The 23986-nt window shown below is 69.0% G+C and carries 15 protein-coding genes and 2 pseudogenes; 15 read left to right on the forward strand and 2 right to left on the reverse strand.

The window, feature by feature from the left end; all coding sequences use genetic code 11:
- The 8 genes from Q664_RS51455 to roxB all read left to right on the forward strand — a co-directional run bounded on the left by Q664_RS51455 (position 1) and on the right by roxB (position 11112).
- Positions 1-708, forward strand: a complete 708-nt coding sequence (locus Q664_RS51455) for a MotA/TolQ/ExbB proton channel family protein (RefSeq protein WP_052517572.1) — start codon at positions 1-3, stop codon at positions 706-708.
- A 9-nt stretch (positions 709-717) separates the two neighbouring features.
- Entirely contained in the window at positions 718-1344 is a 627-nt protein-coding gene (locus tag Q664_RS02400; RefSeq protein ID WP_052517573.1) for an OmpA/MotB family protein, read from the forward strand.
- Between the two features lie 103 nt (positions 1345-1447).
- On the forward strand, positions 1448-3217 hold the full coding sequence (locus Q664_RS02405; protein ID WP_043389455.1) for a magnesium and cobalt transport protein CorA: 1770 nt from the start codon (positions 1448-1450) through the stop codon (positions 3215-3217).
- 14 nt (positions 3218-3231) lie between these two features.
- The gene (locus Q664_RS02410) at positions 3232-5235 is read left to right on the forward strand and encodes a hypothetical protein (RefSeq protein WP_043389457.1); all 2004 of its coding nucleotides are present in this window, start codon (positions 3232-3234) and stop codon (positions 5233-5235) included.
- Positions 5225-6052 carry a hypothetical protein gene (locus Q664_RS02415; RefSeq protein WP_043389460.1) on the forward strand — a complete coding sequence of 276 codons (828 nt, stop codon included), beginning with the start codon at positions 5225-5227 and terminating at the stop codon, positions 6050-6052. Before Q664_RS02410 ends, Q664_RS02415 begins: the two co-directional genes overlap by 11 nt.
- Complete coding sequence (locus Q664_RS02420) at positions 6052-7962, forward strand: hypothetical protein (RefSeq protein WP_043389462.1); 1911 nt, start codon at positions 6052-6054, stop codon at positions 7960-7962. Before Q664_RS02415 ends, Q664_RS02420 begins: the two co-directional genes overlap by 1 nt.
- On the forward strand, positions 7959-8606 hold the full coding sequence (locus Q664_RS02425) for a hypothetical protein (RefSeq protein ID WP_043389465.1): 648 nt from the start codon (positions 7959-7961) through the stop codon (positions 8604-8606). Before Q664_RS02420 ends, Q664_RS02425 begins: the two co-directional genes overlap by 4 nt.
- A gap of 523 nt (positions 8607-9129) precedes the next feature.
- Positions 9130-11112, forward strand: a complete 1983-nt coding sequence (roxB, locus tag Q664_RS02430; protein WP_326938657.1) for a rubber dioxygenase RoxB — start codon at positions 9130-9132, stop codon at positions 11110-11112.
- A 164-nt stretch (positions 11113-11276) separates the two neighbouring features.
- Here roxB and Q664_RS02435 read toward each other — a convergent pair whose 3' ends face one another.
- Positions 11277-11981: a hypothetical protein gene (locus Q664_RS02435; RefSeq protein ID WP_043389470.1), complete on the reverse strand. Its 705-nt coding sequence runs from the start codon at positions 11979-11981 to the stop codon at positions 11277-11279.
- A gap of 458 nt (positions 11982-12439) precedes the next feature.
- Here Q664_RS02435 and Q664_RS02445 point away from each other — a divergent pair, with 458 nt between their 5' ends.
- Positions 12440-13267, forward strand: a complete 828-nt coding sequence (locus tag Q664_RS02445) for a TonB C-terminal domain-containing protein (protein WP_043389474.1) — start codon at positions 12440-12442, stop codon at positions 13265-13267.
- Between the two features lie 1302 nt (positions 13268-14569).
- Positions 14570-14695: pseudogene (locus tag Q664_RS62835) on the forward strand (hypothetical protein); the annotation flags it as partial.
- Between the two features lie 84 nt (positions 14696-14779).
- Here the strand turns inward: Q664_RS62835 and Q664_RS62840 are convergent.
- Positions 14780-15334 (reverse strand): annotated as a pseudogene (locus Q664_RS62840) (alkaline phosphatase D family protein); the annotation flags it as partial.
- 184 nt (positions 15335-15518) lie between these two features.
- On the opposite strand from Q664_RS62840, the gene Q664_RS02460 reads away from it, so the two are divergent.
- The 5 genes from Q664_RS02460 to Q664_RS62005 are packed head-to-tail and all read left to right on the forward strand — an operon-like array spanning position 15519 to position 23429.
- On the forward strand, positions 15519-17429 hold the full coding sequence (locus Q664_RS02460; protein WP_152621864.1) for a hypothetical protein: 1911 nt from the start codon (positions 15519-15521) through the stop codon (positions 17427-17429).
- 41 nt (positions 17430-17470) lie between these two features.
- Entirely contained in the window at positions 17471-18871 is a 1401-nt protein-coding gene (locus tag Q664_RS02465; protein WP_043389481.1) for a hypothetical protein, read from the forward strand.
- A complete protein-coding gene (locus Q664_RS02470) occupies positions 18868-19695 on the forward strand; it encodes a carboxypeptidase regulatory-like domain-containing protein (protein WP_152621865.1) in 828 nt (275 codons plus the stop codon). The genes Q664_RS02465 and Q664_RS02470 overlap by 4 nt, the downstream gene beginning before the upstream one ends.
- 3 nt (positions 19696-19698) lie before the next feature.
- A complete protein-coding gene (locus Q664_RS02475) occupies positions 19699-21621 on the forward strand; it encodes a hypothetical protein (RefSeq protein WP_043389487.1) in 1923 nt (640 codons plus the stop codon).
- Complete coding sequence (locus Q664_RS62005; protein ID WP_063934646.1) at positions 21618-23429, forward strand: protein kinase domain-containing protein; 1812 nt, start codon at positions 21618-21620, stop codon at positions 23427-23429. The genes Q664_RS02475 and Q664_RS62005 overlap by 4 nt, the downstream gene beginning before the upstream one ends.
- Positions 23430-23986: the final 557 nt, after the last annotated feature.

A 23986-nucleotide genomic window follows, 5' to 3' on the forward strand; every position in this document is an offset into this window, starting at 1 on the left:
GTGCAGATCATCGGGTTCATGTTGTTGGGCTTCATCATCTGGTACGGGTTCAAGGATCGCAGCGATGCGGTCATCTCCGCGTTCGACGCCCACGCGATGGTGATGGTGTTGGTCGGGTCGTGCTCGGCGGTGCTGGTGAGCTCCAGCCACACCACCGTGTGGCGCACCTTCCTGTGCCTGCGTGAGCTGATCCCCGGACTGGCGTTGTTCGGCCGGACCACCCGGGCGATGGAGGCCGAGCGCGAGCAACTGTCCGCGCTGTGGCGTGACGGCAAGCGCAGCCAGGCGGTCGATCTGGCGGGGAACAGCCGCTTCCCCGCGGTGAAGCAGATGCTGGAGTTGATCCTGAACCGGGCGACCGACGCCTCCAGCAGCAAGACCTTCACCGAGCTGCGGCACGAGGAGATCAGCCGGTGGCAGCCGGCGATCCACAACTGGGAGATGCTCGCCAAGTTGGGGCCGGCGTTCGGCATGGTCGGCACCATCACCGGCATGATCCAGCTCTTCCGCAACATGAGCTCGGAGAACCTCAACATCGGCGCGGCGATGTCGCTGGCCCTGCTCGCGACCCTGTACGGCGTGGCGTTCGGCGCCGGCGTGGCCGGACCGATCGGCACCTACCTCAACGGGCTGCTCGACGACCGCCTGGGGTTGCTCGAGCGGTGCGAGAAGAGCGTCAACGAGATCGTCTCCCGCGGCGAACGGTGAAGGTGAGCCATGCAAAGACGGAAAGCGGGGCATGAGGAGAGCTGGCTACTCAGCTATGCCGATCTGATCACCAACCTGCTGCTGTTCTTCGTGGTGCTGCTGACCGCGGCGAACCTCAACAAGATGAAGATGCAGCAGATCGCCCAGAGCATCTCCGGCAAGCAGAGTCCGGCGAGCCTGGAGTCGATCCGCAAGGAGCTCGAGGCGCAGATCGCCGCCAAGAACCTGCAGAACCTCGTGACCACCACGGTGACGGAGGCGGGGTTGGAGGTGTCCCTCAACTCGGGGCTCGTGTTCGACTCGGGGAAGGCGAAGATCCGGCCGGAGTTCGACGAGACCGTGGCGTCGATGTTGAAGGAGCTCACGCCGTACTCATCGCAGTACAACTTCGCCGTCGAGGGGCACACCGACTCGACACCGATCGTGAGCGGTGGACTGTTCGCGAGCAACTGGGAGCTCTCCAGCGCGCGCGCCATCGTGGTGCGGCAGCGGCTGGAGGAAGTGGGGATCAACCGCTCGCGCATCCGCGTCGAGGGCTACGCCGAGACGAAGCCGCTCCCCGAGCAACTGCTGAAGGGCCTGAGTGACGACGAGCGCCTGGCCCGGCACCGCCGTGTCGTCGTGAGGATCTACTGATGAGACGCTTCGCCGTCCTCGTCGCCTGGGTCGCGTTGAGCGCCGTGGCGGAGGCCCAGACCCCCCCCCTGCCGGCACCAGCCTCCCTGAAGCGCCGACACCGGTGCCACAGGGCCATGTCCCCGCGCCCGTCCTCCTGGAGCTGCGCACGCTCGAGAGCCAGTTCGATCTCGCGCTGGCCCAGGACTGCGCCCCCGAGCGCTGCTTCTCCAAGGGCTGTGTCTACCGCGACCACGTCACCGTTGACATGCCGCGCAGCAGCTCGTTGCCCGGGCTCGGCCAGACCGAAGGCCCCGGCAGCGTGCCGCCGCAGGAGTACCTGACGCAGGCGCAGTGCGAGTTCACCCACGAGAAGTCGGTCCCCACCCAGGACGTCCAGGCCCTGGTCCGGCGCCTCGAGCAGCGGCTGTCGAAGGGTTGGCTCAAGGTGAAGGTCGGCCGGCAGATCCTCCAGCCGATCTCTCCGGGACTGCGCGAGTCCCCTCCTCCGCCCGAGCCCCCGAAGCCGCCGGCGCCAGAGCCGGTGGTGGAGGAGAAGCCGGTGGAGCCGCCACCGCCGGTGACGTGGCAAGCCGACGTCGCGCTGCGGGAGCTCTGGGTCAGCCTGCTTCCGCACTTCTCGTGGATGATCGCGATGATCATGCTGACGATCGCGGCGCTGACCATCATCTGGGGCCTGCGCCGCCTTGGGCGAGAGACACTCGAGGAGAAGGCGCTGGCGGCACAGCTCGCGGCGGGTTCGCTCGGCAAGGCGCCGGAGGCCGGAACGCCTCCGAATGCCCAGGTGCCGTCTCCAGACGGGGTGGACCCGGCACTTGCCAAGGGGGACGCGGAGACCGCGTTCGTCATGGCCCAGCAGCAGCTGTGGAACGAGCGGATCGCCCAGGCCGAGCTGGCCAAGGACGAGGGCATGGTGGTGGAGCTGCTGCGCGACTGGCTGAAGGCCGGCGAGTTCGAGCTGCTGGCCAAGGCCATCTTCGTGTTCGGCGATCGGCTGTCCCTGGCCTTCACCTCGGACGGTGAGCTCGCCGTCCGCAAGGTGGAGTTCGCCGGGTATCTGAAGACGGTGGACGAGAAGGCGCTGATCTCGGACGCGGAGTTCTTCCGCTTGCTGAACCAGCACGCCATCTCCTCCACGCTGATGGCCCAGGCGGACGCCGAGGTGTACCGCAGCCTGCGCGAGGAGTTCGGCTCCAACGGCGTGGCGCACCTGATCGAGAGCCTGTCGCCCCGTCATGGGGCGCTGCTGTTCGGGCACGTGCCCACCGACTGCCAGCAGGACGTGGTGCGGATCATGCCGCCTGAGCTGCGGGTGCGGATCGCCAACGAGCTGCTCACGTCCAACCGCATCTCGAAGGAGGAGACGGTCCACCTGTTCGAGGTGCTCGACGCCGCGCGCGCGGGGAAGCCGCTTCCCCCGGCGCCTCCGGCCCAGGGCATCCTGGACCGGGGCCGCCAGTTCGACGCCGCCGGGGCGCTCTCGGTGCTGTTGCCGCTGGTCGAGTCCTCCGAGCGCGGCGCGCTGTTCACGCGGGCGCAGGGCCGCTCCGGCGGGACGCTGCCGCTCTGGTACCAGGACATCCTCTACGGCGACATGCTGCTCAAGCTGCCCGACGAGCTCCAGAGAGACCTGCTGCTCGACGTCGACGTCCGGGGGCTCGCCGGCTGGTCCTCGGTACAGCAGCCCGCGTGGCAGGAGAGCTTCATCACGCGGCTCGCGCCGACGATGCAGAACGCCATCCGCGCCAACATGTCGTTCGTCTCGCGCGAGGAGCAGCTCCGGGCCGCGCGGCGTGGCCAGAACGAGTTGATCTCGGCAGTGAAGAAGCAGGTCGCGCGAGGGAAGGTCTCCTTCGCGGAGATCATCGCCTAGGTGGGGTGGACGGGATGGACCGCGCGCGCCTGCTGCTCATCGGAGTCACAGCCCTCGCGGTCGCCGCCTGCGAGAAGGTGCCGATCGTCGACATCAACGCGGGCTTCTCGCTCGCGGACGTGGCCTGGTTCGAGGAGGAGGACACGCTCTTCGTCTTCTACCAGGCCAACGCCGAGCAGGGGCTGGGGCCCGAGACCCAGCTCGAGCTCACGGTCCGCACCGATCACTTCGAGCTGCCCTGGACGCCGCTGTCACAGCTCAGCACGGTCCACACCCACGTTCCGGCCGACTGCGGCCCCAAGAGCGTGTGTGGCAGCACCAGCCTGGCGCTGAGCGAGCCGCCGCGCGACGTGAGGTTGCGGCTGCGCTACCACCGTTCCGGCGAGATGACGATGAACGCGCCCGTGGCCCTCAACATCATCGGCAGGGGGCCCGCGCACACGAACCGGAGCCTGCTGGTGTACGGCGTGTTTGACGAAACCAACACGCACGTGCAATGGCGTGCCCGGCACCAGTTCCCGACGCTGCGGAACCACGAGGTGCAGAAGTACGGGCTGCGGCGCCACTTCTCCATCGCCGACCGGCGGCATGGCGCCATCGCCGCGGACTTCGGCGGGAACCCGTACGGCTACGGCTCGGTTCCTGGCTGTCCGGGAGCGCTGCCGCCGCTGGACTTCGGGCCGGTGGAGACCACCGCTCGGGCCGTGTTCGACGTGGGCACGCTTCCGCTGTCCGCATCCGAGTCCCCGGTCGTCTGTGCGCGCGCGACCGTCACCGAGGCGAAGCGGGGCACCTTCGAGGCGGTGGCGCTGGCGCGAAAGAACCCGCAGGTCCGCCCGGCCTTCCCGATGCTGCGCAGCCCGATCACCGAGAACACGCCGATCAAGTTCATGTTGAGCCCGTGCCGGCGGACGATCTCCTCGCCGCATTACAAGATGCAGGAGCAGCGCCTCTTCCTCGAGGACGCTCCGGAGATCTGCATCGACGACTGGAACGCTCGCGGGTTCGCCGACGAGCTCTCCACCCGGTTCCGCACGAAGATAGACGAGGTGCGGATGCAGGGGCGGGACATGGTCCTCGTGCTGGGTCTCCATCACGACGACACGACGGGCCGGCTGGGCACCGTGCTCGAGGAGGCGCTCCAGAAAGTGCTGCCCTTCGAGCGCGACAAGAGCTCGCCGCGGGTCACCGGTGCCTTTGTCTACGACAGCATGGCGCGCACCGTCGGACGCCCGGAACTCCGGCGGCTGGTGTTGTGGTGCCCACCCAACCTCATGGTCGATGACCTCGACGACGTCCCAGCGGCGGCGTCGAGCACCTGCCCCGCGGTATCGACGATGCCCGACATCGAGCTCGGGCCGTTCCGCTTCAATCAGATCCCGATCCTGACGACCCGTACGCAGTACCTCCGGTTCATCGAGAAGTACTCGGACGGCCAGGCGGGGAGGATGACCTCGATGTCGTTCCGCGCTCCCGAGCACACGCCTCTCTCCGAGAACGTACCGGTCGGAGAGTTCGGGACCGCGACCTTCTACAACAACGAGCTCATCACGGCGGAGCCGGGCGATGCGTTCTCCTATTGTCCGGAGGCGGACCAGCGGAAGATCGTGTTCCGCATCCCGGGCACGCCAACGCCGCTAGGGCTCGAGTCGCTTCCCGAGCTGCACCAGTTGGCCCCGCAGCCCGCGTATGCGCTCGGCCTGTTCTGGGACTTCCCATTCCTGTTGAAGGCGAACTACGAGAGCTCTCTCGCCGGAGCCGTGACGGCCTACTCGTTCAGCGTGCCGTTCGGAATCGTCAGCTCCAACGAGGAGACCTGGGCAAGCCAGCTGTGGACGACGGGCGAGTTCCCCGTGGGCAACATCCTGGCGCAATGCACGCGCTTCTGCGATCACCCGACGTTCGATACGAGCGTCACCTACAACGTCCATGCGTTGTTCCGGGACGCCTACCGCGTGCAGTGCTATCGCCCGCTGTTCCCGCGGCCGGGTGACGGAGGCTTCCCGAATGATCCGTAGCCTTCTCATCCTCTTCGTCCTCCTGTCGTCGCCGCGCGCCGTGCTGGCCGCGGAAGAGCAGGCCCCGAAATCGCCCCCGGAATCGTCCCCCGCCGACCCCGAGAAGGCCGACGACACGCTGGAGGGCTTCCGCACGCCGCTCGACGCGCTCACCGAGCGGATGATCGGCACGGCCTCGAAGTCGGTGCGTTTCGACTGGCGGAAGTCCAACCTCGGGATTGGGCTGATCGGCAGCGAGCTCCTCGAGCGGAACAACTTCGGCAGCACCCGCCTTGGGCTCCTGGCGCGCAGACCGTTCGGGAAATTCATGGGGGAGCTGGCGATTTCCCGTGCGTTCACGTGGGGAACCGACAGCACCGAGAAGCTGGCGCTCACGCCGTACCGCCAATACGGCCGCCCCAGCCGCATCGAGCTCGACGTCAACCTCGGGTACCCGTTGGCGGAGGGTGTGGTGACCGCCCTGCCCGGCTTCTTCCCCGCGACCGAGCTGGTGTTCTCGGCCAACGCGGGCTTCCGCTATCTCTTCTACCCGGGGGCGATGGGCGGCATGAAGTTCCAGGACGTCGCCACCTCGCTCCTCGCGCCGCGCCTCTCCGACCACGAGCTGGGGCAGCTCGAGTCCTCGCGGCCAGGCGGCATGCAGATCGACCCTGCCCGGTATGGCCTCCTCGCGGGGATCTCCTTGGACGTGTACTTCGGGTCCGGAGGTTTCCTGTCGCCGCGGGCGATGATGGCCGTGCCACTGGTGGGCGTCGTCACCGGAACAGGCCTGGGGTTGTGGTGGGAGCTCTCGCTCGCCGCGGGCTGGACATTCTGATGCGCTGGGCCGCCGCCATCATCGCTGGCCTGTTGTCGAGCGCCGCGGCCGCGGAGGAGACGGCGTCCAGGCAGACCGTGGTCTTCTACAACGCACGCCTCGCGCTCCGGGACGGCCGTCCGGAGGACGTGCTCAAGCTGTGGCTGCTTCGCAACAGCCTTCTCCAGCGGGGCGAGCGCCCGCGAGAGGATCCTGAATTCCGCTCCGTGGTGTGGGCGGCGCTCGGGAGCCTCGGGCTGTGCCAGGACGGATTCGAGGATGACGAGCGAGCGGGCGCGGGCCTCTGGCCGCTGGGGCTGCACAACACGATCGTCCACGGGCTCAGCAAGGGCCCGCCCCCCTCGATGCCCGCGCCGTGGGACGTCTTCCAGGTCGGGCGCCAGCAGCGGTTCATCTCGCTGCAGGACGTGCTCTCGGCGGAGGAGCTGCGTTCCGTGACCTTCTTCCGGACCGACTGCCTGCAGCCGACCGTCACCGCGCTGCGGTTCGGATGGACCCCTTTCATCGAACTCGAGGATCGACAGGACGCGGGCTGGCTCTTACGCAATCTGCTGGCGAGGTCGCGCGCCACCCTGGTGCGGGAGAAGGTCCGGAACCTGTCGGTCGTGGAAGCGCGCATCTTCGATCTCGATCTGATGCTCGCGGGCGAGGAGGCACGCAAGGCACGTCAGAACGCCCGGAGTCTCGCGCAGCAGGCCCGGGTGGCCGGTGTCTCCGCGGCCGGCGCGGCGGAGCTCCGGAGCAGGCTGGAAACCTTCCCCGAGGACTCGCCGCAAGCGGCGTTCCTTCGACGAAGTCTGACCTGGACCCCTCAGGAGTGGCTGGCGCTGAACCGGGAACGGCGGCTGTTCCTGTTCGCCCGGGCGCAACCGCTGTCGAAGGATCCGGCCGCGCTCCAGAAGCTCATGCTCGAGATCATCGACGAGCTGATCCGCCGCAAGGACGGCAAGGAGCTCGAGGCCTGGATCGGTTTCGTGGGAGCGAGCGACTCGGCGGAGTTGCGCGGCGCGCTGACTTCGGGCGAGCGGGGCAAGAGCCTCCTGGAGCTCGATGAGAACACCGGGTTCCGCGAGCGGGCAGTCATCGCGCTGCACCGGGGCGTGGGCTTCCTGGAGGCGGGAGAGCTGCAGGAGTCCCTGCGAGCCTTCGCGTACGCCTTGCAGCAGGCCGAGGCCTCGCGCGAGGCGGCCGTCACCCAGGGGCTCGCACGGCGGTGGCTGTCGTATGTGCTCTCCCGCTACGAGACCAACGACGAGGTCGTCGCCACGCTGAAGGCGCTGGTTCCGCGGCAGGAGTACAACCAGGTCATCGAGGATCTGGTCTGGCGCGCGGCGCTGCGCGCCGATGATCGATCCTTCGAGCGGATCACCCAGACGGCCCGGCGCGGTGGCTCCTTCGACGCGTCGATCGAGCGGCTCCGGCCGCTGTCACAGGGCAAGCCGGGTGAGATGGCGACGCGGTTGCGCGATGCGCTCCGCGAGGAGCCCTCGTCGGTGCTGCGATTCGTGCGACGGCTCCTCGAGAACATCGAAGCGGAGGATGCGGACGTCCGGCGGGCCAACGTTCCGACGCTCAAGCACCTGCTCGAGGTACTCCGGCCCCTGAGCGCCGAATCCAAGACGGCGAAGTCCCAGAGCCGGACGGCCGGCGAGCTCATGGATCAGACCCAGTCGATCCTCGACGGACTGAGCCACCTCGATGACTCGGTGAGCGGGAACGCGCGGGCGCTGTCACCCACGCGCTCGACCTTCGCCGGGAGCATCCGCCTGGCGCCGGCCGATCCGCTGCCATGGCCCTTCAGGCCGCCCGAGCCCGAGGCGCCGTCCGTCTTCACGCCCATCGTGCTCGAGCCGGTGGAGTGGCGGGACGCGAAGGGCGCACTCGTTTTCGGGTGGAGGCTCTCCGAATGAATCCCAGGGAGCTTCGGCGCGAGCTGCGCCAGCGCCAGAAGGAACTGCGCCGCTCGGTGGAGCACATGAAGCGGGCGGCACGCGAGCGGGTGGAGCAGCTCCCATCCGTCCAACGCGAGAAGAGGCGGAGACGAGTTCGCCGAGCGGTGACGCTCGCCGCGCTGCTGCTGCTGGCGATGCTGGTGCGCTGTGAGTGCCAGCCGCCGCCCGCGCCGCCTCCGGAGCCCGTGGTGAAACCCGCGCCAGCGGAGGTGAAGCCGAAGAAGCCCGAGCCGCCCGCGAGCAAGCCGAAGGCATTGAGCGAGCGGATGAAGCGCCAGCGGAGGGGGAGCTACCAGAACGAGGCGCAGACCTCGCCGAGCTGGCTGGACGACTTCCGCCTTCAGGTCGCGGCGCGCAGCCCACGCCTGGCCCAGTGCTTCAGTGGGACCGAGCGGCCCGGAGCCCTGCGCTGGACGGCCGCGGTGAACGCCGCGAGCGGCTCCGTCTCCGACCATGCGCTCGAGCTCGTGGGAATGGGGGGCGAGCTGAGCGGGAAGCAACGCGACTGCGTCCAAGGCGTCCTCTCCAGCCCGGGCTACCGGCTGAAGCCCGAGCAGCAGCAGGACCTGCCCGGCCGCGTCAGCATCGTCATCGAGTTCTGACGAGGGGCTCGAATCAGCACTTCCAGTGGAGGCGGCGGGAATCGAACCCGCCGCCTGGGACTCGTTCGCGGCCCGGCGCTGCGGTGTCGGGCATGAGGATTTCGGGCAACCGGCACGGCACCGGCTGCCCACCGCGCGGACTTCCGCCGCCGTGCCCTCCGCCGCTGCAATGCGGAAACCGCGCGCAGGAAACATGACTCATTGCGTCACAGCGTCATCCTCACCCCCGAGAACCGTGAAGCATTGCGTCAGGGCAAGCCCGTTTGTTGACATCCCGCCAACAGCCTATTGACCCTCCGTCAATAGGAATCTATCTTGACTCTCGCGGCTGCCAGGAATTACCGCTTTAGCTCTCTTCAGCTTTGGCCTGCGTGGTATCAACCTCGAAGCGGGCTCCGCCTGGTCTCTGCCGCGCATCGTTGCCAGCGAAGTGGGAACACGCAGCGCACGAGGAGACCCCATGCCAGGAACGAGCACGACCGTTGTCCCTTTCATTCGAACATTGCTTGCAGCGGGGGCCCTGGTGTTCCCCGGCGTCTCGAGCGCGAGTGATTTGCTCGGCAGCAGTCGAGGCGGCTCGGCACAGTGGGACTTCTGCTACGGCAAGCCGGATAGCGCCGTCTTGCCGACGGACCCACGAACCCTCGTGCAGCCCGGCATCAGCGACAGCCGGGCGGTGCACTTCAATGCCTACTGGAAGGACTGCCATGTCGACCCGGTGGCGGTGAAGGAGGAAGGCGCGGCACAGACCTGTGGCCAACTGCGTCGGCGCTTCAACCTCGGCGAGGCGTTGCTGACGAACGGCCACCCGGGCGCGGGCGCGCTGTTCACCGGCACCGACCCCACACGCCTCGAGTCCGGGTTCGGCATCGCCACCTTCACCTCGTTGCAGTACAACGAGCTGTGGCGGACCTGGGGCTTCCCCTTCCGTCCCGACAACTTCGATGGGTTGGTGTCCCAGCGCTACGGCTCGGGGATGAGCACGGAACGTAATCCCTATCCGCTGCCTTGGGAGAACCCGAACTTCACCAACGGCGGGAGCGGTCAGCTCCCGCAGATGCTGACGCAACTGCGCAATCCGGACGGCACCTGGAGCGGACGCATTGGAGTCACCTGTCATGCCTGCCACAGCGGCGTGGTGGGCACGCCCACGGATGGTCCAGGCCTTGGGGTGACCCTGGGCGGCGGCAGCAGCCTGGCGGATCTGGACTTGTTCCTGTCCGATCTGCTGCCCCTGGGTTATCCGGCGTCGCTGGCCACGTTCCTGAACCTCAACCGCACCCGCGGCACCAACAATGCCAGCGACATCAACCTCGCCTTCCTGTTCCCGGACGAGGAGCCGCTGACGGCCTCCGAGGTGTTGGGCGTCATCAACTCGGGCTCGACCGCCGGAATGGATACGCCTGCCTGGTGGAACATGGGGCACCGGCCGGTGAAGTTCGTCGACGGTGTGTTCCCGATGGATGCGCCACGCGTGGACATGGTGTTCTACACGCCGTTCTTCGGCCTGTTCGGCGGGATCGGCGGGCCGGTGAGCGAAGCGGGGCAGGACTGGATGCGCGCCAACGGTCCGAGCCTCAACACCTGGGTTGACTCGCTCAAGTCACCGCCCTATCCGTTTCCGATCAACCAGGCGCTGGCCGAGCAGGGGGCGGTGCTGTTCCACACGCTCGACATGTGGGCGCCGGGGCGCAACAACTCCGTGCCGCGGCCCCAGGGCAACGGCTCCTGCGCGAGCTGCCACGGCGCCTACTCGCCTCGCTACGTCAATGACCCCGCGTTCCTCGCGACCCCGGTGCTGGAGGGCATGGCGAGCTACATCGTCCCCCTGAGCATCATCGGCACCGACCCGGTCCGGGTGAACACCAACAACGCAGCGGTGCAGGCCGCCGGCGCCAAGAACTTCTTCGGCTATCCGACGACGGCGGGCACCGCCCAGGACTGCGGCCCGCAGAACCAGCCGCACATTCGCGGCAACCGGGAGCTCGGCTACCTCGCGCCGCCGCTCTACGGCGTCTGGGCCACCGCGCCGTACCTTCACAACGGCTCGGTCCCCAATGTCTGGGAGGTGCTCAAGCCCTCTGACCGCAAGCCCATCTGGCGCCGCGTCTCCACTTCTCCGCGCTGGGATCAGCCGCTCACCCTCATGGGCTTCGACACGAACCTGCAACGCGCCTTCGACTCCACGAAACTCGGCTGGAAGTACGACACCATCGCCTGCCAGTGGCGCTCGATCTTCAACCCGTCGGTGTCGCCTTACATCAACTGCGACCCGGGCGACGAGTTCCGTACGCCCCTCGCGCAGGAAATCCAGAACGTGCTCTTCAGCAACCTGGTCGCCACGTGGAACATCCTCTATCCGCCGACGCGCACGCGGCAGCAGCTCGAGGATCGGAAGATCTACAACACCCACGCGTTCGGCCAGGACAACGGCGGACATGAGTTCAACTCCGTGCTCACCGACTCGGAGCGTCTGGCGCTGATCGAGTACCTCAAGACGCTGTAGAGCCAGAGCCCGTTCCGCCAGGTCTCGGCGGAATGGGCGCCCTGGCGTCGTCAAGAGCCCACCTCCCCCTCCAGAGCCCATGACGAAGTCGAGGAGCGCTCGGCAGCGATGAGGCCGAGCGCGGGCCGGCTGTTCCGGATGCATCTCCGGAGGGCAGCCCCCCGTCAGCGCGCTCCGGTCGCGGAGCCGGGCGCGTCCACCTTCTGGTGTCCGGTCACCGTCACCTCCGTACGAAAGCGCACCTTGTAGAGGAGGACTCCGCCCGAGGCGGCGATGTTCATCCGCGTGGGCTGCCGCTCGCACGGGGTCTCCGTGTAGGCCAGGAAGTCCATCTGGAGCTCATCCAACATGGGGGGCATCTCGGAGGGGGAAATGCGCAGGGTCATCACCTTCCCGGCCCGCGCATCCACCACCGCCTGTCCCTTCATCCGCTTCTTGTCCGGCTTCACGGGGGCGAACTTCACGGTCACCAGCCCCTCGCTCGGACCCGGTGTGGAGTCGAAGCGATAATCCGCCCTGGCCCGCGGATGGAACGGGGACAGCCTCGCCTTGTCGTCCTCGTTCTTCGGCGGGTCCTTCGGTTCCTCCTTGAGCTGGCCGGTCAGGTCCCCTTCTTCCTTCTGGGAGAGGAGCTTGCGTGCCACCACCGTGGTTCCGGAGCGGGTGACCTCGTAGCTGCGGGTCAGCCGTCCCTTCACCTTGCCCTCCGCGTCCAGTTCCTCCGTGACCGAGCTCTCCACGGTGCGGCAGCCGGGGATGACCAGCTTCCGCTCCTCCGCCTCGCCCAGACGTTGGAGGAGGTCATCCCGTGGCGCTTCCGCGCGAGCGGAGACACCGAGGAGCAAGGAAAGAAGGGCGAACACGCGCATGCCGTGGAGCTTAATCTCCACCCACTCCGCTTATTACTGAAAAGCGCGAATGATCCACCCTTGTCGGCTCATTCCCAGGGGAGAGAAGATGGCTCTCCGTCATGAGCTCACCGGCTTCCCGCAACAGGTTCCTCCCACCCCTCCTCCTGTCGGTGCTCCTGCACCTGCTGCTCGGAGTCTGGCTGTGGTCGACGGAACCGTCCTCGACGCCGGTGCGGCCCATGTCGACGACGTCGCACGCCGTGGAAGTGGAATTCCGCGAGGCACCGGCCTCCGTGCCCACGACTCCGCCGACGACTCCCGGAAGCAGGCCCCCGCCCATCTCGCGCATCAGGCGCCAGCGCCCACCTCCCCCTCCAGAGCCCATGACGAAGCCGCCGGAGCCTCCCGCTACGGGAACAGCGAACCCGGCGGATGTGGCGGAGGTACGCCGTACACCCATCCTCTTGCCCTCATGGATGCAAGCGCCTGCCTCGACGGGCTCCCTGGCCGTGGCGCCGGAGCCCCGCGGGCGGACGTTGCGCCCGGGCGATCCCGAGCTGCGGCCGGAGTCCAACGCGGAGGCATCCGAACGGCTCACCGCCCGGTTGCAGGACTGGGCCGATGACGACACGGCCGGGGTGCGCGCCCAGGGCACCGGAGGCCATCCCTATCTGGGCGGAATGCGGGACTCGCTCGCGGAGGCCCTCGGGCACACCCCCGGTGGCAAGCCCAGGGAGCTCGGCGTCGACAATCCCATCGCGGGCCTGCTGAAGAACTACACGGAGGCCGCCGAGCAGTACGGCAAGACCGGAGGCCCGGGCATCACGCCCCCCTCCACGACGCCGCTGCACAGCGAGCAACTCGCGGCGCGCTTCCGGGACGAGGCCGCCGCCCAGGGGATGATCGCCTCCGCACAGGCGCTCGAGACACTCGATGCGATGGAGAAACGCGGCGCGCTCCTCACGGTCCAACTGGAGCTGCGCCACTCCCGCACGGGCGCCCTTCTCGGGTCGCGGCTCGCGGAGAGCTCCGGCAACCGCCTCTTCGATGCCTTCGTGCTCAAGGTGGTGCCCGCCTCCCTGGGAGAGCTGGCACCGCCCCCGCCGGAGGTGATGCGGAACAAGGAGGAGCTCAAGACCCGGTGGCTGGTCGAGGGCTGGCATCACCCGCCCAAGGCGTTGTCGCAGGCACTGGTGTCTTCCCTCGCCTCGGGTCAGCTCATGCTCCCCGTGGGGTTGCTCACCGCATCCCAGAACGAGGAGGCCGAGTTCGAATACCGGGTGCGCTTGAGCAAGCTCTACTGACACGCAGCCCTTCGAGCGCCATCAACAGTTCGGAGAAGCGGCAGGATAGTCTGGGATGATGCATGGTCAGATGGCACATCGCGGCCTATGCCCACGTCAAAGGCGCCACGTCCAACCCCGACCTCGTTCCTCCCATCGTCACGGTGGGCAAGAACAATGGCTGGGGTGGCAGTACGACCCAGAGCATCGAGCGGTTGATGGCGGGGGTCTCGCCCGCTGAATCCGGGCAGCGGGAAGGCGCGGGCAATCCTTCACCACGTCAAAGGCCCCTGAAGATGGGGAAGGAGCAGCGCCTCCCTGACCGTGTCCTCCCATCCTTCCCATGCTCCGCCTCCCCTCCTATATTTCCTGAGCCTCCAAGAGGAGCACTTCGCCTTCGAGGGTAGGTTGGCACGCGCCAGGAAAGAGCCTTCTCCGATGCGGTACGGGCTCGTCGCGGCGGGCGCCTTGCTCCTGCTGCTGGGGCTGCTCCTGGCCCTCGCGTCCGGCGGCACGGATGGGCGAAGGGCCTCCGCGAAGACGCGGGCCGCCGGTACGGGCCCGGACTCCTCCGCGCCGGTCCTGGCGGCCCATGAGCGCGGCGTGGTGCGCGGGTGGGTCCAGGATGCCCGGGGCCTGCCCGTGGCGGCCCGGGTGCTCGCCTTCGAGGGCGCCTTCGAGGTGGAGGGGCTGCTCCCCCAGGCGCGCTATGGCGTGTGGGCCCGCGCGGCGGGTCATGGCCCGCGGGGGGTGCTCGTCGCCGCGTCCCGGCCCGTCACCGTGATGCTGCCCTGCGCGCTGCGCGTGGAGGGCCGGGTGCTCGAGCGTGGCATCGCGGCGTCAGGGGCCCGGGTCTGGCCGCGCGGAGGCGGGCCGGAGGCGCGGGCCGACGGCGCGGGGCACTTCGTGCTGGAGGGGCTCGACTGCAGCGGGCGCACCGAGCTGCTCGCCCAGAGCGCCACGGGCGTGGGCGAGCGGGCCCTCGAGCCACTGAGCGAGGACACCTCGGGGTTCGACATCTCGCTGGAGACGGCGGGCGGGCTCCGCGTCCGGGTGGTGGAGGAGCGCTCGGGCCGGCTGCTCGAGGGCGCGAGCGTCCAGTCTCCGGCCGCACCGGAGGTCATCTGGCGCGAGGAGGACGTGGGGCGCTTCCGGGCCGCGGCGCTGATGCCGGGCTCCCATGCCCTCCTCGTCCGGGCACCGGGCCATGGGGCCGTGCAGCGGGTCCTCGAGGTTCGCGCGGGCGCCGAGACAGAAGTCGAGCTCGCGCTGCCGCCGGAGAGCGTGCTCGCGGGCCGCATCCTGGGACCCGAGGGGCTGGGGATGCGGGGCGCGCGGCTCCACTTCCTGGGGCCAGGGCTGAGCGGGGGGGAGGTGGTGCTCACGGGCGCGGAGGGACGCTTCGAGGTGCGTGGGCTCGCGGAGGACACGTATGAGCTGCGCGTCGAGCATCCGGGGTACCTCTCCGTGACGCGAGAGCTCCGGCTGCCGCGGAACGGTGGGGTCCGCCAGCGTCGTGTTGAACTCCATGATGCCGAAGCTGTACTCGGCGGGCGTGCTGGGCGAACCGATTCCGGAGGAGATCAGCTCGTACAGGGGGTAGCCCCCCGCGGGGGTTCTATCCGTGAGCAGACTCCGGTGGATGTCACCCGTCACGAAGAGCACGCCTCCAATCTTGTTGGCGGTGATGAAATCGAAGAGCGCCTGCCGCTGGGTTCCCCAGCAGCTGTTGCCCAGGGTGGAGCCATTCACGATCACCTTGAAGGTGGCGTTGGAGGCCAGCAGCTCGCTCTTGAGCCAGCTGAACTGCGTGGAGCCATACATCTTCGGCGAATACCCCGAGGGCATGGACCTGGGGCAGTCGCGGCCCCAGCGGTCATCCATCATGAAGAACGCCACGCGGCCCCAGCTGAACTGGTGGTAGATGCCGTCGCCGGCGAACGGGGGGTGGGGATAGAGCTCCGCGTACGCCGCGCGGGCCACGTCCTTCTGGGCGAAGGTGCCATCCTCGTCGTTCGGGCCATAGTCGTGGTCATCCCAGATGGCGAAGGTCGGGAAGGCGCGGAAGACGTTGGTGAACTGCGGCACGGCGCGCTGCTACGACTCCCTCCACCACCCCCAGATGGCCCCCCAACAGCATCAGCACGTCCCGAAGCCGAAGCGCTGAGGACGCGCTCACGGCCCCTTGGTTGCAACATCCAGGCACCCGTCTCTACGATGGTAGCCCCCCGCTGAGCAGACTCGTGCTGCCTGGCGCTCCCCGGACCGAACGATGAACCAGGCACAGAGCCGTCGTCTCCGCACGAACTGTCTGCTGCTGCTTCCATTGCTGGTGGTCGGCACGCCCCTGCTCTCCGTGGCGGCGACCATCCTCCCCGCCACCGCCACGACCCACTTCGCGCTCGAGGGTCTGAGCACAGGCGCGCCCGTGCCGGCGGGTGTGGCACTCCGCGTGACGGTGAAAGCGATGACCGTGTCGGGCACCGTCGATCCGGAGTACGCCGGCACCATCCGGTTCTCCTCCACGGCACGTCGCGCGCTGCTGCCGGCCGATTACACCTTCAACCCTTCCGTGGACCGCGGCACGAAGGAGTTCCTCGTCACGCTCTACTCGTATGGCCCGTGCGAGGTGCTGGTCCAGGACATCAACACCCCCGCCATCAAATCCCACGTCCCGAGTATCTCCGTGGAGCCTGGTCCACCCGTGCGCTTCAACGTCGCTCTCGACTCGGCGACGGTCGCCGGCTCCACCTACACACTCCAGGTGCTCCCCGTGGACGAGGCCGGCAACCGCACCCACTACACCGGCCGGGTGCACTTCGAGACGACCGTTCTCCGGGCGGCTCTCCCACCTGACACGGACGTCTCCTTCACCGCCGAGCAGGAGACGCCGCTGGAGTTCCCCGTCGCCTTCTCGAGCGCCGCTCCGGACCCCAAGACCCTCACCGTCACGGATGTGACGGGCCAGAAACTCTCGGGGAGTGCCTCCACCGTGGTCAGCGCCGGCCCGTTCTCTCACGTGAAGCTGTCCACCACCGCCCCGGACCCGGCGCCGACCTGCTCGGAGACGACGCTCGTGCTCGAGGCCGTGGACGCCTGGGACAATCCCGTGACGGAAGTACCCACCACCCCGGTGACGCTCTGCGCGGCATCGGGCAGTTCGGCCGCCTTCGTCAAAAGCACCCTCGAGCGGTCGGCGTACTCCCCCCCATGTGTCACGGGCATCCTGGCGGGCACCGCGCAGGTGGTCTGGAAGGACACGAAGCAAGAGGACGTCGAGTTCACCGTCTCCGGCCTCGCCACCAAGGCACCGCTCACCCTCCACTTCAAGGCGGGGATTCCCAGCGCTGAAACCTCGAGCTTCTCGTTCAGCGAGAGCACCCTGGAGCCCGCTCCGCTGCTCATCCGAAGTGGACAGCTCACCGCCCAGCTCACCCTGCGTGACCAGTGTGGAGACCCGGTGACGCTGCCCGCGGACAAGCGCCTCTCCTTCGCGGCCCATCCGCCCCTGGCCGTCACCTCGCCCGTCGAGGACGCTCCGGGCAAGTGGAAGACTTCCGTCAGCCTGCCCGAGTGCCCCACCAGTCCATCGGAGATCCTGGCCGTCTGGCCGCTCATCAACGACGAAGTGCTGAAGTCGAGCGGCAAGCAGGTCAAGCGGTACGTCCTGCCGCAGTGCTCGACCGTCGCGAAGCTCTCGGTGCTGACCTCGGCGGACAGCCTGGTGGCCGAGCCCGGCGAGGTGGTCGAGTTCGAGGTGCAGGTGTCGACCGAGGGTGAAGTGACCGTGACGGGCGGCGTGCTGATGCTGGAATCCCAGGGCATGACGGTGATGGGGGTGAGCACCAGCGGCCAGGCCCTACCGGTCAAGGGAAAAGGATTCGAGCTCCCGGAGTTGAGCAAGGACTCGCCGCTGACGGTCAAGGTCACCGCCCAGACGACGACCCAGCTCGACCAGACGGTGAGCACGAAGGTCTGGGTCGTGGGCCCGGAGGGAACCCTGCTCACCCAGAAGGAGCTCGTGGACTTCGAACAAAAGGACCTGGGTGTAGACGTCGGGTGCGGTTGCCAGACCGGCGGACTCCCGGGTCAGCTCGTCACCTGGCTGGCCCTGCTCGGGGTGGCATCGCGCCCCCGGGGTGGATTGCGTAGACTGCGACGAAGCGAAAGGATCGACCCCTAGGCGTCATGGCGGCAGCGACTCTCACTCTTCTGGTTCTGACCATGACGGGTCAGGCTGTCGCGCTGCGTTCCGACAAGCCTTTCGTCACCTCCGAGGACACCGCGCGGCTCGAGCTCAGCGTGCTCGATGAGGCGGGCCAGCCGCTGAGTGACGCGCAGGTCTCACTGAGCGTCAACACCGGCTCCGTCACCGAGCCCACTCCCGCGCGGGACGGCACGTTCCACGCCACCTACCGGCCGCCCTCGAAGCAAGGCCCCCTGGTGGCCCTGTTCCATGCGACGGTGAAGCGGGGAACCCGCGGTTCCGGGGCGTGGCTCGCCCTGCCCGTCCACGGTCCCTACTCGCTCCGGGTCAAGGCGCCGCCCCGGTCGCGGGTGCAGGTCTCGGTGGGGGCCGCCTCCTACGGGCCCGTGGTCGCGGCCGCCAGCGGAGAGGCCGTGGTGCCGGTCCTGCTTCCGCCCGGCGTCACGAGCGCGCAGGTGACCATCATCGAGCGCTCGCGCAAGAGCCGCACGCAGACCGTGCCGCTCCCCGAGCCCAGGTTCCCCCGCGTCCAACTCGTGGCGATGGAGGCTCCGATCCAGGGGCGGCCCGTCCGGCTGCAGGGATTCGTCGTGGATGACAGCGGCAACCCCGCCGTCGCGCTCCCGCCCCTCGCCGTGAGCGCCGAGCAGGGCACGCTCGGCCCCATCGAAGCGAAGGAGGGCGGCGTCTTCGAGCTCCCCTTCACCGCCTCCACCACGAGCACGGCTCCGGTGAACATCTCCGCTTCACCGATCGACGAGAGCGAGCGCTCGTTCACACTCCAGGTCGAGCCTCGTCCGGCGTCACCCGGCGGACCGGCGCGGCCGGATTCCCCCGAGCTGGTTGCATCCCCCGGGCAGCCCCCGCCTTCCCAGTGGTCGCCCTGGCAGCCCACGCTGGGCGCCTTCCTGTTCGTGCACAGCAACGCCGCCCGGTCCAATGGCGCGGGACTCCAGCTCGAGGGCGCGCTCCGGCTCGCCACGCTGCCCGTGGAGGCGCTGGTGCAGGTCGAATTGCGCGGCAACACCACGGTGAGCACGACCCTCGCGGCGGACGGACCGAACCCGGTCACCAAGACGTTCACCCTCGGCGGTGGAGCCCTCCGGCTCGGGGCCCGCTGGAGCCACCCGGTCCTGTCTCGGGGCCTGCTCTTCGCGGACGCGAGCGCGGGCCTCCTGCACATGCGGGGCGACCTGGAGCTGAAGAGCAATGAAGACACCGTCACCCAGGAGCTCCGCTCGACGGGTCTCGACGTGACGGTGGGAGCCGGGTTCGCCTGGAGGCTGGGCCCGGGCCGCGTGGCCGGACAGGTGCAGTGGGGCTACGCGCCGGGAAGCCAGCAGGTGAGCGGTAACCTGGGTGGATTGTCTCTCGGAGTCGGCTACCAGCTCACGCTCGGAGGGGGGCCGCGCCCATGAGACCGTACGCGATGACCCTCGTGCTCGCGCTGCTGAGCACTGGCGCCCTGGCCGCCGCGCCCTCGCCGGAGACATCCGGGACGGTGTGGATCACCCTGCGGCCCCACCCTTCCCTGCCGCTGAAGAGCCCGCGCATCCAGGCCGGTGGCAAGGACGCCATCGCCGTGGGGCAGGCGTTCCGCGTGGAGGGGCTCGCCTCGGGCCAGGTGGCCATCACCGCCTCGGCCGAGGGCTATCAACCCGTGGAGCGCAAGGTGCTCGTGCCCCCGGGAGGCCAGGCCAGTGTGTTCCTGCCGCTCGAGCGCATCCCAGGCCCCGGCACCGTGAAGGGCCGGCTCCTGTGGGAACAGGGCAATGAGGGCACGAAGGTGCCCGTGGCCAATATCGAGGTGCGGCTCGGCGGTCAGGTGGTCGCCCGGAGCGATGCGGACGGCTTCTTCGTGGTGCCCCAGGCGGGCCCGGGCCCCGTCACCTTGAAGCTCGCCGGCACCGGAGTCCGGCCGCAGGAGGAGGTGGTGGTCGTGCCCTCCCATGGCGAGGCCTCGGTGGAGGTCATCCTGCAGAAGGGCTCGGAGGTACGGGCCTGGTTACGCGGGCGCGTGCGCTCCACCCGGGGGCGCCCCGTCCTGGCCACCCTGCGTGTCGAGGAGGCCGGGCTCCGCGCTCGCACCCGCGCGACGGGAGACTTCGAGTTCCGCCTGCCCGCGGGCCGCTATCACGTCACCTTCGAGGCACGCGGCTATGTGCCGCAGACGAAGGTGGTGGACGTGGGCGCTGGAGATCAGGCGCTGTTCTACGTGGATCTGTCACCTCTGGAGAATTGAGCCGTGCGCGTCCTCTCCCTCACGCTCCCGCTGCTCCTGCTCCTCCTGGGGGGATGCGGAGGGTGTGACAAGAAGCCCCCCGCGGGACCCGGCGCGCCGGAACTGGCGAAGCTCATCCAGCTCCAGGGCCAGGTCATGGTGAAGCAGGATGCGGCCTCCCGCCCCGGCCGCGTGGACGAGCCGCTCTACCCGGGAGAGACCGTGGTGACCGGTCCCGGGAGCACCGCGCGCGTGCGCTACATCAATGGCGTCGAGGTGGAGGTGGCCGAGAACAGCCGCTTCCGGGTGAACGGCGCGCCGGGAGCGCTCACCCTCGAGCTGGAGGAAGGAAGGATCGTCTCGACCGCGCCGAAGGCCGGCGGCAACGGGCTCACCGTCACGGGCCGCTTCGGCCGGGCGGAGCTGGTCACCGCGTCGGAGATGGTGTTCGACCTGCGCGAGGAGGATCCCAAGCTGACGCTCCAGTACGGCGACATCCGCGTGATCGATCCGCGGGGCCAGCCCATACAGGTCGTGGCGGGCGAGGAGCTCGCGCTCTCGCTCGGCAAGCCCAGGCAAGCCCCGCTGGCCGTGGTCGCGGAGGAGATCGTCTTCACCCTCAAGCCCCAGGGCGGCAAGGCCCGCGTGCGTGGCGCCCAGGACACCGCCTTCGCCGACGTGGCCCCTGATCAGAGCCAGGAGCTCGGTCGCGGCGCGGCGTTCGAGATCCCCGCCAACGCCAGTGCCCGCCTGTCCTCCAGGTCGCTGCAGGTGAGCCTCGCCGGGGACACCGCCGGGACGCTCCAGGAGGCCTCCCGGCGGGGAGACCAGAGCTCCTACACGCTGCAGCTCAGCCGCGGAAAGGCGCGGCTCCTGTTCGGCACGGGCAAGCAGTCGCTGAAGCTGACGGACGCTCGCGGTGAGATCGAACTCAAGGTCTCCGAGCAGAGCACGCTCTCCATCAGCAATCCCGAGGCAGGCGCCACCGTCACCGTCCTCGCCGGGCAGGCCGAGCTGGTGGCCGATGGAAAGACGACCCTCCTCAAGGCGGGCGAAGGAGTACGCCGCGCCTCGGAGTCTCCACAGGCCGAGCAGGCCTCGGCACCCCTGCTCGTGCTGCCCCCGGATGCGAAGGGCGCGCGCGTGTTCACCGACGGGCCCGGCGAGGCGGGGATCCAGGTTCCCTCCGCGTCCGGAGCGCCCCTCCGGGTGGAGGTGGCGGAGGAGTCCTCCTTCCGGGAGCCGCTGCTCGCGGGGCGCGCGGGAGCGGACCCGGTGCGAGTCGAATCGCCGGCCCGGGGCGAGCTGCACTGGCGCTTCCTCGGTGAGGACGGGAACGTGCGCGCACAGGGCTCGGCCCGGTTCCAGCCGGATCGCGGCCGCTCCGCGCTGGCGGACTCGAACCCGAGGGCCGAGGTGCTCGAGACCGGGCTCAAGGCCACGATCTACTTCCAGAGCGCGGTGCCCTCGCTGCACTTCAGCTTCGAGCCCCGGCCGGGGGCGCGCTCGTATCAGCTGCGCGTCTACCGCGCCGCCGACGTCCAGAAGCCGCTCCTGCAGCGGGTGACGAACCAGAACCAGTACAGCCTGGAGCCCGGCACGCTCGGCGAGGGGCGCTACCTCTGGTACGTGGCGGCGCTCGGCCCTGGGGGAGACGAGCTGGCGGGCGGCCGGATGAACAAGCTGGAGCTGGTGTATGACAACGAGCGCAGGGGGCTGGCGCTCAGCCGTCCCCGCCCGGGAGAGCGTGTCGGACGCGAGGGGGTTCCGGTGGAGGGCGTGGTCCCCCGCAGCTCCCGGCTCTTCCTCAATGGGCAGGCGATGAAGCTCGACGCCAAGGGCCGCTTCTCCCAGCGCCTGGCTCCCACGGAGACACTGGTGTTCCGCCTCGTCTCGGGTCAAGACGAGGCATACTGGATCCGAACTCTCCGGAAAGCTCGGCCATGACAGCTCCCCAACCCGTGATTCCCCTGTCCTGGCCGGCCATGTCACCGCGCCGCTTCGGCCAGTACGTGCTCATCCGCAAGCTCGCCGAGGGCGGCATGGCGGAGATCTTCCTCGCCAAGCAGCTCGGCGCCGAGGGCTTCGAGCGGGACGTGGTGATCAAGTGCATGCACGAGCACCTCACCCAGCATCGGGAGTTCGTCTCGATGTTCCTGGACGAGGCGCGGCTGGCGGCGCGGCTGCACCATCCGAACATCGTCCAGATCACCGATCTGGGCGTGGCGGACAACCGGTACTTCATCTGCATGGAGTACCTGGCGGGCGAGGACCTGGAGGCGGTGTTCGGCGCCACCCAATACCAGGGCCAGGGCGTGCCGATCCCGATCGCCGCCCGCATCATCCTCTCCGTGCTCGAGGGCCTGGAGTTCGCCCACGGCTATCAGGACCAGGGGCAGCCCCTGGAGCTCGTCCACCGGGACATCTCGCCCTCGAACATCTTCGTCACGTACCAGGGCACGGTGAAGGTGCTCGACTTCGGGATCGCCAAGGCCTCCTCGCGGATGACGCAGACGCAGCCCGGGTTCCTGAAGGGCAAGTGGGGCTACATGTCCCCCGAGCAGGCCCGGGGCGATCAGCAGCTCGACGGCCGCAGCGATCTGTTCTCGCTGGGCGTCACGTTCCATGAGCTGCTCACCATGCGCCGCGTCTTCGAGCGGGACACGGAGCTCGGCGTACTGCTGGCGCTGATGGATCAACCCATCCCCCCGCCAAGCACCCACCGGCCCGACGTTCCTCCCGCCCTGGATCGCATCGTGATGAAGGCGCTGGAGCGCCGCCGGGAGGATCGCTACGCGAGCGCGGCCGAGATGCGCGTCGACCTGGAGGAGTTCCTGCGCGGGACGGCGTCGATCCCGGGCGTGTCGCAGCTCGCCCAGTACATGCAGGGCATGTTCGGCGCGGCCGGCGTCGAGCGAAAGACGAAGATTCCCCCGCTCTCCGAGCTGGGTGCGCACACGCTGGTCCAGCAGCACGAGGAGCCGCTCGGCACCGCGAGGACCCTGGTCCGTCCGTCGGCTCGGATTACCGCCGTCGAGTCCCAGGAGCCCCCCACCCCCGAACCCCAGCGGCGCCCCACGGCTCCCACGCTCCCCGCCGTCACCGTCCCCGTCCCCGCCAGTCCTCCTCCCGCGCTCGCCGCCGTCACCGTCCCCGTCCCCGCCAGTCCGCCTCCGGCGCGGAGCACGGGGCTGTCCGTGGCGATGGGCGCCATCGGGGCCGTGGCGCTGCTGGCGTTGGGTGGAGGCGTGGTCTGGTACCTGGTGCCTCGAGCGGCGCCACCCGCTCCCGTCACCGGGGTGACCGCGCCGGTCCCGAGTCCGGCGCCCAAGGTGGAGCCCACTCCCACGCCAGCGGCCCCTACGCCCACTCCCCCCGTGGAGCAGAAGACCGAGCCCCCACCGGCGGCTCCCGTGGACACGGAGCCCAATCCCACGGTGACGCCGAAGCCGGCCCCCATGCCCTCCCGGCTCACCGCCGGGGACGTGAGCCGCGTCATGAAGAAGAACGCGCGGAAGATCCTCGAGTGCGGAGAGCAGTTCCGCGCCGAGCTTCCCGCGGACCGCCGGGTCATGCTCCTGATCACGATCGCTCGCTCGGGCGACGTGAGCGCCGCCAAGGTGAACGAGCCCGCCACCGTGTCGCCGGGCCTGGCGAAGTGCCTGGAGGGCCAGATGAAGCGAGTGGTCTTCCCGCGCAATACCAACCAACCCGAGCTCACGATCCAGCTCCCGTTGCGCTTCAACGAGCAGTAGCCGCGCATCCAGCCTGATTCAGCCCGAAGAATGTGGAGGCGGCGGGAATCGAAGCCGCTAAGGGCGGAGCCGCCTCCACTCGGGACCAGAGGCACATCCCCCGTTTTCCCTCTGAAAATGGGGCGCCCATCTGTCCGGGCGAGTCCAGGCGCGTCCGTTCGTTTTGGTCCTTTTTTGGTCCCCTTGAACCCCTCGCGGGGCGAGAGTGGTGCGCGCTCCAGCCCTGGATCTATCTTATGACGCTGATGCCCTAGTCTACTACCGCGGGACCCTGCGGGCCTCCACCCCGGGCCCGAGGTTCGACTGCCGTTGCACAGATGGCCTCCACCGGTCCGAGGTGCCCGCCATGGCTGTCGTACTGCCCTGGCTGCCTCTCCACAGGCCCGAGCTTCGGGCATCTCCTCGCGGCGCCCGAGGAATCCACCGTGGCCGCCACCGGCCCGTACTCCGGTTATCCTAGTTTCCGCCCGCACCGCCCCGAGCTTCGCCTGCCGGGCCCTGGTGGCCCCACCGCCCGAGCACCGTTGACGACAGGGTAGCTAGACGCTCAAAACTGG

It is taken from the genome of Archangium violaceum Cb vi76 (genome assembly GCF_000733295.1).
Taxonomy (GTDB): Bacteria; Myxococcota; Myxococcia; order Myxococcales; family Myxococcaceae; genus Archangium; species Archangium violaceum.

Coding starts and splice junctions, on each gene's coding strand:
- Q664_RS02445 (WP_043389474.1), top strand. CDS start 12,440: ATGCAAGCGCCTGCCTCGACGGGCTCCCTGGCCGTGGCGCCGGAGCCC.
- Q664_RS02400 (WP_052517573.1), top strand. CDS start 718: ATGCAAAGACGGAAAGCGGGGCATGAGGAGAGCTGGCTACTCAGCTAT.
- Q664_RS02420 (WP_043389462.1), top strand. CDS start 6,052: ATGCGCTGGGCCGCCGCCATCATCGCTGGCCTGTTGTCGAGCGCCGCG.
- Q664_RS02460 (WP_152621864.1), top strand. CDS start 15,519: ATGAACCAGGCACAGAGCCGTCGTCTCCGCACGAACTGTCTGCTGCTG.
- Q664_RS02410 (WP_043389457.1), top strand. CDS start 3,232: ATGGACCGCGCGCGCCTGCTGCTCATCGGAGTCACAGCCCTCGCGGTC.
- Q664_RS62005 (WP_063934646.1), top strand. CDS start 21,618: ATGACAGCTCCCCAACCCGTGATTCCCCTGTCCTGGCCGGCCATGTCA.
- Q664_RS02470 (WP_152621865.1), top strand. CDS start 18,868: ATGAGACCGTACGCGATGACCCTCGTGCTCGCGCTGCTGAGCACTGGC.
- Q664_RS02415 (WP_043389460.1), top strand. CDS start 5,225: ATGATCCGTAGCCTTCTCATCCTCTTCGTCCTCCTGTCGTCGCCGCGC.
- Q664_RS02425 (WP_043389465.1), top strand. CDS start 7,959: ATGAATCCCAGGGAGCTTCGGCGCGAGCTGCGCCAGCGCCAGAAGGAA.
- Q664_RS02435 (WP_043389470.1), bottom strand. CDS start 11,981: ATGCGCGTGTTCGCCCTTCTTTCCTTGCTCCTCGGTGTCTCCGCTCGC.
- Q664_RS02465 (WP_043389481.1), top strand. CDS start 17,471: ATGACGGGTCAGGCTGTCGCGCTGCGTTCCGACAAGCCTTTCGTCACC.